We start from the raw sequence: 11,663 nt of genomic DNA on the forward strand, positions 1-11,663 counted from the left end.
TTGGCGGTATTAGATTGGAAAAACAATCAGATACCGCTGGTTCATTTATTCGTTGGGTATGGCTCCAAAGCATAACAATGGGCTGATGATGCTCCTATCGACGGATTGTTGCTTATTAATCACGTAAAATGATTTTGGATAGGTAACCACCCACGCATTTTTGGTTTCCGCTATTCCCTGAATATATTCACCTTTCGTTGGAATCGGTAGCACATTTTGGATATTTAACGTTTTTAAACTCGTAGTGACTAACGGAACTTGAGCTTTACTCGGATATTGTGGCAAGTAATAAGCTTGGGTTAATGCCGTATTGATACCATATTGACCATACTGAATATCGTTATTATTGCCACACCAATGATATTCTGTGATAGCCGACGTTGGTGTATTAATATTAGCGAAAACAAAGCGATTATCCATGACCATCCAAACGAATTGGCTATCAGGGGTAAAATAGAAACTTCTGACTGCATCGTTATAGTTTTCGACCGTAAACCAAGGTTTTTCACTAAAGGTGAGCGTTTGTGTGTTTAAGAGATAAGCGGCTTGAGTCACATTATCATATAACGCTAAATGTTTTTCATCGGGTGAAAGTGCTGCTGGCATTTGGACACCAAACGCACCTTGATATTCTTGGCTATCAGGAAACGATAATTTTTTCTCAACGGTATTATTTGAAAAGTTAAGCACTGCGATGCTGTTTTCTACGCCGCTGGTTACAAAGGCTCTAGGGCTGTTTTTCATCACATAAATTTGGCGTGGAAAAAAATTGGTTTCGATATTGGCTTCTACTTTTTGCGTCGCGATATCAATAACACTCACACTGTTTGGTTGCAGCGAGGCAACATACAGTTTTTTCCCATCGGCACTCAGTGCTGCGCCGTAAGCGCCCATACCACGACAGCGATTGGAGCTGCACCCAGTATCATTTTGTGGGAGAGGAAGCTTGAGAGTAAACAGCAACTCCCAATCGTCGTTTGCAGTAGAGTAAGCACTAACTAGGTTGGCTTCCTCATCAGTGATAAAGATTCGCTGGTGGGCATCGTCACTGAGAATAAAACTGGGCTCAATTAAGTCTGGAGCTTGAACCATGAGACCTGTGATTTGATTTTCTGATAATGGCGTTGGAAGGGTGCTTAACTCTTGTTCCGCCGCTTTTTCTATCTCAATTTTTGCGTGAGCTGCTTTGGCTGAGTTTATCTCTTTATCTAATTCTTGGTAGATAAACACTCGTTCAGCCAACAGATCTTCATCGGTTGAAAAAGAGTATTGATGGATGATGAGCGCTAAAATGCCACCCATGATTAATACGACGAATAAATCTAATAGGCGTTTTTTCTTAGGAATTAAGACAAAAGTAAAACCAATGATTGCACCCGTAACCGCCCCACCAATATGTGCTGCATTGTCGACGCCAGATTGAATCCCGTTAATTAAGGTTAATGCGATCATGGCGATAATATTATAAAGCGGGCGTTTGAGGGTATCGCGAGCATTTTTAGTCAGATCAGGGTTATTGAGCTGTTTCAAAAGTGCAATCACCGAGGCGGCGGCGAGTCCCATGATTGCCCCAGAAGCGCCCAAACTGACAGTAATATAGACGGTATTATCATTCTGTAGCAGGCTGCTCCATGACATCATATCAAAGCGGCGCATTGCGCTGTTTAAAGCTTCTTGATATTGCCAAGCTGCACTCACAAACGCACCGACAATCCCAGCAAACAGATAGATAGCAAGGTAACGTAATTTACCAAAAGCGCGTTCACACTCAATACCAATGACGAGCAACGCAAGGGTATTTAGCCCGAGGTGGAGCCAGCCAGAATGTAGTACCATGCTGATAGGGTAACGCCACCAGTCTCCAGTAAGGGATAGCTGATAAACGTTTGCCCCGAAAAGCAGCAAATTATATTCCTGTGATTCAAGAGGTGCGGCAAAATTAAGTTGGTAAAAATAGACTCCAATATTGAGGAGTGCAATAAACAGCGTGAGTGCAATTGCCCAAAGGGAAAACTTAGGCGGTGGGGGCACAGATTCGGGGGGCATTGGTGGTGATTCCGTGGAGACTGGATGATTTGGCTCTGACATGAGCAAGTCCTATGCAAATAAGATATGGTTTTATCTTAAATAACTCTGATGGCTATCTCAATCGCAAGTTATAGAAACTCGACACTTTCAGACAATGTTGAAATAAAGAAAATAAGAGAAAATAAAAAAGAGCACCAAAGTGCTCTTTTATGAAGTAAAAACAGGTAATTAGAATGAAGTGCGCTTATAAGTCCGGTATTCTGGTTTCCAGAAATTGTGCTCAATCGCTTCATTTAAAGCTTCATCTGATGTCATGGTTGCCACACCTTGAACTTGTGCTTCTTTCGCCACTTGCTTCGCAATCACTCGAGAAACATCTTGGATTTCAGATAACAGTGGCAGCAGTGGACCTTCACCCTTTTGTGCTAGTGGAGAGCAACTGGCCAATGCACGGCTTGCGACCATCAACATGCCATCGGTTACACGTTTTGCTCCGGATGCAATTACACCTAAACCAATACCAGGGAAGATGTAGGAGTTGTTGCACTGAGCAATAGGGAAAATTTGTTCTTTATAAGATACTGGCGGGAACGGGCTACCCGTTGCCACTAGCGCCTGTCCTTCAGTCCAGTTGATAATATCTTCTGGGCGCGCTTCAACACGGGATGTCGGGTTAGATAATGGCATCACGATTGGGCGAGGGCAGTGTTTGTGCATCTCTTTGATGATCTCTTCGGTGAAGAGACCTGCTTGACCAGAAACACCAATGAGAACTGTTGGTTTCGCGTTGCGTACAACATCTAGCAGTGAAATAGAGTCACTGTTGACATCCCAATCTTGCAAATTAGCACTGTTTTGCGTCAATTTGCTTTGGAAATCCAGTAAGTTTGGCAGTTTGTCTGTCAGTAATCCGAAGCGGTCAACCATGTAGATGCGTGCACGCGCTTCTTCATCGCTCAAACCTTCTGATTTCATCTGGGCAATAATTTGTTCTGCGATACCACAGCCCGCGGAACCCGCACCCAAGAATGTGACGCGCTGGTCACTCAGTTTGCTTCCCGCCGCATGGCTGGCGGCAATTAAGCTACCCAGAGTGACGGCGGCAGTGCCTTGAATATCATCGTTAAAGCAGCACAGTTCGTCGCGATAGCGATTTAATAATGGCATCGCATTCTTCTGTGCAAAGTCTTCAAATTGCAGCAGCACATTTGGCCAGCGGCGTTTTACGGCTTGAATAAATTCTTCGAGAAACTCATCATATTCCTCGCCAGTAATACGCGGGTGACGCCATCCCATATACAGAGGGTCATTCAGGCGTTGTGGGTTGTTGGTACCTACATCAATAACGACTGGCAAGGTATACGCAGGGCTAATCCCACCACAGGCGGTGTACAAAGATAATTTACCGATTGGAATACCCATACCACCGATACCTTGGTCACCTAAACCAAGAATACGTTCGCCATCTGTCACAACGATAACTTTTACGTTCTGTTTAGTTGCGTTTTGCAGCATGTCATCGATGTATTCACGGTTTGGATAAGAGATAAATAAACCACGAGCACGGCGATAGATATCGGAGAAATGTTCACAAGCCTCACCCACGGTTGGGGTGTAAATGAGCGGCATAACTTCCGTTAAGTGAGCATCAATCAGGCGATAAAATAGGGTTTCGTTGGTATCCTGAATATTACGCAGATAGATATGCTTATCAATATCTGTTTTAAAATCAATTAATTGGCGATAAGCACGTTCAACTTGTTCTTCAATAGTTTCAACTTGTTCAGGCAGTAAGCCATACAAGTTAAAATTAGCGCGTTCTTCTTCTGTGAAGGCGCTTCCTTTATTCAGTAAAGGAAATTCGAGTAAGATTGGACCAGCGTAAGGAATGTATAGGGGACGTTTTGTTTCGTGTTCATGTTCCATGAAATATCACTCTTCGGACGATTAGTAAGCAACAGTCAGGTTAGATCCTAAGCTAAACAAAAAATATGTACAGTAAATAATGCTACAAAACAGTTAAATTTTTTACTGAATATTATGGTTTATATGATAAGGAAATTATCTACAGAAGGGAATTTTAGACGGGATTTGTTTTACTATTACAACGAGTGGATCACGCTTATTTAAGTTCGCCGATGCTTTTATCACGATATCAATCTTTTCAACGCAGTATATCATTTTGTTATAGGTTAAATTAATTTAACTGTTCAGTGGAAAATCAGTGCTTATGGTGCGGTAAGTCGGTAGATGCTGATCCTGCTAAATATATTTTTATATATCATATATTGTCGCATGTTTTTAATTCATTTATGTTTTTCTTCTTATTTAAATAATTAATTATTGATGGTGTTTATGAAAAGATATCTTGCATTTATATTTTTAATTTTCTCCTTGCAAGCTCAAAGTATAGAGCCTAAAGATAATAATCAAAGCATATTTAAATTAATTGTTCATGAATATATGAGAGTGACTATGGAGGAATATAAAAATCCATTATCAAAAGAAACTCGAGAAAAATATAATTATGAATTGTCTTTAGCATATGCAAATTTCTTGAAAAATTGGTTTGAATTAAACAGAAGTAATAATACTAGAACGAAAGATATTAAATTCCATGAAGCTGTTGTTATTCATGAGAATGGGCATAAGGCATCAGGAATACCCTATGATGCTTGGTTTTTTGCTGATATCTATGATGTTTTAAATGAGGCTGATAGAAATAAACTTTGGAATGAAGTTTTAGATTTAATGTCTGGAAACCAAGGAAAGCAAGAAGCAAAAGTGTTTATTAACTTATGGTTAAAAATGAAATCAGAAGCAAAAAGTGAAAATGCGAAAAATTGTAAAAAAAGCCAACGATGGTTAAATAGAATGAGAAAAATCCCCTTGGTTATTGAAATAGAAAAAACTCTAAAAAAGGTAGATGAAGGTTTTTATCGTAAAAATAAATATCCAATCTAAATTGGGGTTTAAATATGAAAATAAAATTTATTTTTTCTATATTTATCTTGTTAATTTCAACTCTATCAATGGCAGATAATCGCCCCGGTTTTGTGTGTGGTCGGTTTAACGATACAGTCATTGAAGTACCTAGCAGTTATTTATACTCCTTTGCGGAGTATGAAGGTTATAGCTATTTTGATTCAAGATTTCTAGAAAATAAAAAAGGTTGCGATGCAAATTTTCGAGTTTTGCCATTAGTGATGAGTTGGCCTGATATGAAACCTTTTGATAGAAATGAAAATGGGGAAAATAAAAAAATTAGATTTTCTATAGAACCACTCGATGGTGATCCTAAAGGTTATCTTGAATATAAAAGGTATCTATATCTTGATAGTGGTGAAGGAAAATATAAGGGGAGTATCTCATATAATGAGGAATTAGAGCTTTACTTTAATGAGGTCATATTTAGATTTAATAATAAGTATCATGACTTTAAGGAATATAAAAGAGGTTATTATTGGGGGGTGGATAAAGAGTCGATTAATATTTTATTTGACTGTGCATGGATACCTGATGATGGTGTTTATAGTCGATGTGATGCGATTTATTTAATTCCTGAAATCGGTTTTAAAATTAAAGTGTTAATAAATTATAAAGATTTAAATATGTGGAATGAAATAGTGGGTGATGTAAATAAATTTATTTATAAATATATGAAATTATAAGGTGTTAGATATGAAAAATAAACATTATAGAGAAGGGTATCTTAGATTAACAAAAAGAGAAGCAGTAAAGGCACATAAAATTTTAACACTAAGCAGAAAGCCAGAACTAATGTATGAATATTTAGCGAGTAAGGGGGATCGGTATGCAGTTCTAGCAAATAGTGTTGTTAAAGGTGACTCTTTTTCAGGTAAGTTTGCATTAAACTACTTAGAAGAGATCATGATTGAAAAAGGCATTGTAGTTAGTCGAGAGAAGTTCGAAGAAATACGTTTTGATATGGCTTTTTTTTATTCATATACACTTCAAAATAGATTTACGGATGGTGTTACCGAGATATATGGAGATATAAATCATGAAGAAGTGATGTGGTTCCATGAGTTCGTTTTTGATATGCATAAGTTACCTGCGGAAGCGTGGACTTTACAGCCTGTTTTTAATGTCATCCCTGATGAAAAAGATAGAGAGGTATATTGGCAAAATGCGCTGGATGCTGTAGGCGATACGGAAAAGGAGGCCGAATTAAGTCTAAGCACGATGAATATTATGTTTGAAAGTTTATATGATGCGCCTGCAAATAAACAATTGCAAACCCATCGCTGGATTAGAAGAGTAATAGATATAGACAATGCCATTGATGGTGCCATGATAAGTTTAAAAAATACGTATGGATTCTTTGTATCACCTACATTAGAAGTCGATCTGGATGATGCTCAAGCACTTGTGTATGAAACGGGAAATCCATTAATTGATAGAGGAACAAATCGATTATCATTTTGGGATCTACCACCTCAGAGTCGTTATGAATATTATTTACAACCTGATTGGGTTGGTCAGACAGAGTTTGAACACTTTGATCGCCTTTCTGAGTATTACCTTGAACGCCCCACCTATATATTGCCAGAAACTGGATTATTTGATTCTCCATCGGTCAATTACAACCCCAATGTTAATAAACACAATGCCATGATTGATGATGCTATCAGAAATATCCCTTCTGTTGGTTATTCTAATAATCATGCACCGATTGAAATAACATCTTCAGGATACCGAGGATATCCTGTGAGTGTATATAGACCTAATGATTTTCAAATAGGCGAGTGCCAGATGGATCGAACCGTTGGTAACTTAAGAGATCACATGTCCTCCATAAACCACTCAACAAGCTCTTTTGATAGAGATTTTAGAATCCCACAAGCACCGAGCATACCTGAATTTAACTACAGTGGCGGCTATAGTAGCTCGTCATCCAGATTTTCATTTTAATTATTCTTAACACTCAATAACGTTTCAATAAAAAACGGCGGTTATTGAAGTTGATAAACTCACAATAACCGCCGTTGTAATCTTAAAATTTTGAATCTGGCTTAAATAAAATAACGTTTAAATGGACTCATCCAAATAAATGCGTTCCACTTTTTGGCAACCCAACGCGTGCAAGGTATTTTCCGTAGTACACCACTGCTGCACCGTTGCATCTTGTTTTTCCACCAACACCGCTTGCTCAATAGCATGAATATCTTTACCCGCTAAATTCACCATAATTAGCGCTGCTTGTAATGGTGGTAAGCTCGGGTTAAACGCAGCATTTTCGGCGTAACGACCTGTAAACAGAGATCCATCTTTTAACTGCACGGCTATACCAGAGTGAGATTCACTGTACGGTGCATGGGATTGATTAGCGGCTTCAGTCGCTGCGGAGAGTAATCTATCGCGACTTTGGTTTTTATACCCATGATCCACATTATCGAGTAGCAATGTAGTGATATTCAGGTCTGATGGACCAAAAGAATCTGGCAAATAATCATGAAGCGTCGCAGCTTGGCGTTTTGGTAAATGCACCATAATCTTACCGCCTTCACGCAGTTCATTCATAAATTGTCGGCAGTGACCGCAAGGCGTGTAGTTCACGGTAATGGAGGTTAATTGCTTTTCGCCTTTTAACCATGCATGAGTAATGGCACATTGTTCGGCATGAATCGTTTGCCCAATAGAAACATGGTTAAATTCCATATTTGCGCCGAAATAGAGATTACCACTGATCCCGCAAGCGATTGCGCCTACATTAAAGCGAGAAATAGGTGTGACAGCGTAAGCCGCAGCGAAAGGTAATAATGAAAAAGCGAGTTCACTGTCCGTGCATCCACTCTCAGCTTTAATTTGCTTTACTTGCTCAGCGGTTAACATGGCTGAGAAATCGGGTTTGTCCATAATCGGTTTTAGGACAGACTGTAACTTTTCTGGAAGTTCGGCCCAAGCGGCCTTAAATCTTGAATGCATGAGTAACCCTCCCTATTTAATTGTTTTCATTCTATTCAATTCATAGGGGGATTGAATGTGACCGTGATCACTCTGCTATTGTAATAGATGAAACAAATTCATTAAATGAGAGATGTATCTCAAGTTTTTGCATTAAAATTTGCATAAGAGAGGTAAGTAACCTCTCTTATTGATTCAGTTTAGCTAAATAAGTGAAGAATAACAGGGAAGATAAACGGTGCGAGCAGAGAGGTAATCACCCCGCAGGTCATTAACGCTAATGAACTGTATGCCCCTTCAATGTAGTTAATTTCTGCACAACGCGCAGTTCCCAAGGCATGAGAAGCGGTGCCCATCGCTAAGCCTCGTGATGCGTGGGTGCGAATACGCAAAACATCAAATAGGCTATGGCCAAACATTGCACCTAAAATACCCACAAAAAGTACGCAAGCGGCGCTGATTGCTGGAATTCCTCCAACTGAATCGGCAACTGCCATGGCTATCGGTGTTGTGACCGATTTAGGTAATACAGATCCTGCAATATCGGGTGTTGCGCCAAGCCACAGTGCAATCGCGGCTCCACTAAACATAGCAACGATACTTCCCGCAAAGCAGATACTAAACAGGGATTTCCATTGTGCACGGATTTGATGCATTTGTTCGTAGAGTGGAAAAGCAAGAGCAACAACAGCGGGTTGTAATAAATCATTCAACAATCGGCTTCCCGCAAAATAATGCTCATAAGAGGTATTGGTCAAAACCAGCAGCGGAATAATAATGGCGATTGTTAGCAATAATGGATTCAGAATGGGCAATTTGCACTTGATAGACAGCGCTCTTGCCAAGTAGAAAACAACGATAGTTAATGGTAGTGACCACCAAATATGTTCTAACATCACTCTTTCCCCTTTGTTTTATCGCTATTCATTGTTGAAGAAATCGGCTCTTCAGGGGGAAGTGGGACTTCATCAGGTTTAACACCTACGATAGGGCGTTCTTTATGGACATAGTTGGAGCTAACCGCGACAACGATCATGACAATCAAGGTGCTGGCAACGCAGGAAACCACAATGGGGATCATTTGTTGGCTGAGTAAATCATAATAATTCATAATTCCCACTCCAATGGGAACGAATAAAATAGTCATGTTTTTCAGCAAGATGCTACAGCCGGGTTGAGCCCAATGAGCGGGTACAATTTGCAAAGCCAGTAGTACAAACAGCAGCAACATTCCGACAATACTGCCGGGAATGGAAAAAGGAAGCAGCGTGGAAATCACATTTCCGATAATCAGGCAGAGGTAAAGTATTGCGAAGGCTCGCAAATATTGCCATCCGGTGTTCAATACTTGTTTTAATGACATGGGACTTGTCCTATTACTCGACAGGCATTCATCATACAATTAACTTTAAAATTGTGCCAGAGATCACAAATAAAAACCCATAAAAAAACGGAGCTCACTGAAGTGGCTCCGTTTTATATTGATATGGTCTAAGTTTGTCGTTCAATTTCTCGAACGACAATCCATGACTTATTTAACTTGCATACCTGGTTGCGCACCATTATCTGGGCTCAGTAAGTAAATATCTTTACCACCAGGACCTGCCGCCATCACCATACCTTCGGAGATACCAAAGCGCATTTTACGTGGTGCAAGGTTAGCCACCATCACCGTTAAACGACCTTCCAAGACTTTTGGATCAGGATAAGCACTGCGGATACCAGAGAACACTTGGCGAGTCTCTCTGCCGATATCTAACTGTAATTTTAGCAATTTATCTGAACCTTCAACGAATTCTGCTTGCTTGATTAACGCAATACGTAAATCAATTTTAGCGAAATCATCGAATGTGATGGTCTCTTGAATAGGATCATCCGCCAGAGGGCCGGTCAGCTGTTTAGCTGGCTGAGCACTTTGCTTGGACGCTTCTACCATCGCTTCTGCTTTTGCTAATTCAATACGGTTAAATAACGCTTTAAATGGCGCTACATCGTGGTTCAGTAGTGGTGTGTTGATGGCATCCCACGTTAATTCAACTTTCAGGAACTCTTCCACACGCTTGGTTAAGCTTGGCAGAATTGGTTTTAAGTAAGTCATTAACACGCGGAACAGGTTAATTCCCATCGAGCAGATATCTTGCAGCTCTTGATCTTTGCCTTCTTGCTTCGCGACGACCCAAGGTGCTTTTTCATCCACATAGCGGTTAGCAATATCAGCTAATGCCATGATTTCACGGACTGCTTTACCGTATTCGCGGTTGGTGAAATCGTCACCGATGACTTTTGCAGCATCGACAAATTGTTGATATAGCTCGGGTTCTGCAAGGTTTTCAGATAATTTGCCAGCAAAACGTTTAGCAATAAAGCCCGCGTTACGCGAGGCTAAGTTCACCACTTTGTTAACGATATCGCTGTTCACACGCTGTACGAAATCTTCCAAATTCAAGTCGATATCGTCGATGCGTGAAGAGAGTTTTGCTGCATAGTAATAACGTAGGCAGTCAGCATCGAAATGGTCTAAGTAAGAGCGAGCGGTAATAAATGTACCGCGAGACTTAGACATTTTTGCACCATTAACGGTGACATAACCGTGAACAAACAAGTTAGTTGGTTTACGGAAGTTACTGCCTTCTAACATTGCTGGCCAGAACAGGCTATGGAAATAAACGATATCTTTTCCGATGAAATGGTAAAGATCGGTTTTTGAATCTTTATTCCAAAACTCATCAAAGTTTAAATCGCTGCGTTTGTCACACAGGTTTTTAAACGAGCCCATGTAGCCGATTGGCGCATCCAGCCAAACGTAGAAATATTTACCCGGTGCATCGGGAATTTCGAAACCAAAATACGGGGAGTCACGGGTGATATCCCACTGTTGTAAACCAGATTCAAACCACTCTTGCATTTTATTCGCGACTTGTTCTTGCAGTGCGCCAGAGCGAGTCCATGCTTGCAGCATGTCGCTAAATGCAGGGAGGTCAAAGAAAAAGTGTTCAGTTTCACGGATAACTGGGGTTGCACCTGAAACCACTGAGCGTGGGTTAATCAGATCTGTTGGGCTATAGGTTGCGCTACAGACTTCGCAGTTATCACCGTATTGATCTTCCGCTTTACATTTCGGGCAAGTACCTTTTACGAAACGGTCAGGCAGGAACATGCCTTTTTCTGGGTCGTAAAGTTGTGAAATGGTCTTATTCTTAATGAAACCATTGTTCTTTAACTTGCCATAAATCAGTTCTGATAACTCTTTGTTCTCTTCGCTATGGGTTGAGTGGTAGTTATCGTAGCTAATCTGGAAACCAGCAAAATCGTCCTGATGCTCTTGGTTCATTGCAGCGATCATTTCTTCAGGCGTAATACATAGTTGCTGAGCTTTTAGCATGATCGGTGTTCCGTGCGCGTCATCAGCACAGATGAAATGAACCTCTTTGCCGCGCATTCGCTGATAACGGACCCAAATATCAGCCTGAATGTGCTCCAGAATATGACCGAGATGGATTGAACCGTTAGCATATGGTAACGCACAGGTTACCAGTAATTTATTCGCGACTTGAGACATAGTAACTTTCTTACTTCCATTATTAATAAAGGGTCTTTGATGTTAACCGATCAATAAAAATGTCGCTAGGGCAATAAAATATTAATCGGCAATTATTGGGAAAAAATGCTAGGTGGAAACAAATTTTTACTGTTTGTGGTTTTTCATT

9 protein-coding genes and 1 pseudogene are annotated in these 11,663 nt (G+C 40.2%); 3 read left to right on the forward strand and 7 right to left on the reverse strand.

The window, feature by feature from the left end; genetic code table 11:
* Window positions 1-45: 45 nt before the first annotated feature.
* The 3 genes and pseudogenes from PR766_RS08170 to PR766_RS08180 all read right to left on the reverse strand — a co-directional run bounded on the left by PR766_RS08170 (window position 46) and on the right by PR766_RS08180 (window position 3,954).
* Window positions 46-1,092, reverse strand: coding sequence for a hypothetical protein (locus PR766_RS08170; protein ID WP_326832606.1), 1,047 nt, complete (start codon window positions 1,090-1,092; stop codon window positions 46-48).
* 96 nt (window positions 1,093-1,188) lie between these two features.
* Window positions 1,189-2,046, reverse strand: a pseudogene (locus tag PR766_RS08175) (rhomboid family intramembrane serine protease); the annotation flags it as partial.
* 210 nt (window positions 2,047-2,256) lie between these two features.
* Complete coding sequence (locus PR766_RS08180) at window positions 2,257-3,954, reverse strand: NAD-dependent malic enzyme (protein ID WP_006660147.1); 1,698 nt, start codon at window positions 3,952-3,954, stop codon at window positions 2,257-2,259.
* 429 nt (window positions 3,955-4,383) lie between these two features.
* Here PR766_RS08180 and PR766_RS08185 point away from each other — a divergent pair, with 429 nt between their 5' ends.
* Genes PR766_RS08185 through PR766_RS08195 form a run of 3 tightly spaced genes read left to right on the forward strand, consistent with a single transcriptional unit; the run spans window position 4,384 to window position 6,963 of the window.
* Entirely contained in the window at window positions 4,384-4,992 is a 609-nt protein-coding gene (locus tag PR766_RS08185) for a hypothetical protein (protein WP_154636180.1), read from the forward strand.
* Between the two features lie 14 nt (window positions 4,993-5,006).
* A complete protein-coding gene (locus tag PR766_RS08190) occupies window positions 5,007-5,699 on the forward strand; it encodes a hypothetical protein (protein ID WP_006662272.1) in 693 nt (230 codons plus the stop codon).
* Between the two features lie 10 nt (window positions 5,700-5,709).
* Window positions 5,710-6,963 carry a serine protease gene (locus tag PR766_RS08195; RefSeq protein WP_154636178.1) on the forward strand — a complete coding sequence of 418 codons (1,254 nt, stop codon included), beginning with the start codon at window positions 5,710-5,712 and terminating at the stop codon, window positions 6,961-6,963.
* Between the two features lie 117 nt (window positions 6,964-7,080).
* Here PR766_RS08195 and cdd read toward each other — a convergent pair whose 3' ends face one another.
* The 4 genes from cdd to metG form a co-directional block, all read right to left on the reverse strand.
* Window positions 7,081-7,977: a cytidine deaminase gene (gene cdd, locus PR766_RS08200; RefSeq protein WP_006660142.1), complete on the reverse strand. Its 897-nt coding sequence runs from the start codon at window positions 7,975-7,977 to the stop codon at window positions 7,081-7,083.
* A gap of 179 nt (window positions 7,978-8,156) precedes the next feature.
* Window positions 8,157-8,852: a CidB/LrgB family autolysis modulator gene (locus PR766_RS08205; RefSeq protein ID WP_006660141.1), complete on the reverse strand. Its 696-nt coding sequence runs from the start codon at window positions 8,850-8,852 to the stop codon at window positions 8,157-8,159.
* A complete protein-coding gene (locus tag PR766_RS08210) occupies window positions 8,852-9,319 on the reverse strand; it encodes a CidA/LrgA family protein (RefSeq protein ID WP_006660140.1) in 468 nt (155 codons plus the stop codon). Before PR766_RS08210 ends, PR766_RS08205 begins: the two co-directional genes overlap by 1 nt.
* Window positions 9,320-9,487: 168 nt before the next feature.
* Window positions 9,488-11,515 carry a methionine--tRNA ligase gene (gene metG, locus PR766_RS08215; protein ID WP_154636176.1) on the reverse strand — a complete coding sequence of 676 codons (2,028 nt, stop codon included), beginning with the start codon at window positions 11,513-11,515 and terminating at the stop codon, window positions 9,488-9,490.
* Window positions 11,516-11,663: the final 148 nt, after the last annotated feature.

Origin of the sequence: Providencia sp. PROV208 (genome assembly GCF_028479465.1) — a bacterium.
Lineage (GTDB): Bacteria > Pseudomonadota > Gammaproteobacteria > Enterobacterales > Enterobacteriaceae > Providencia > Providencia alcalifaciens.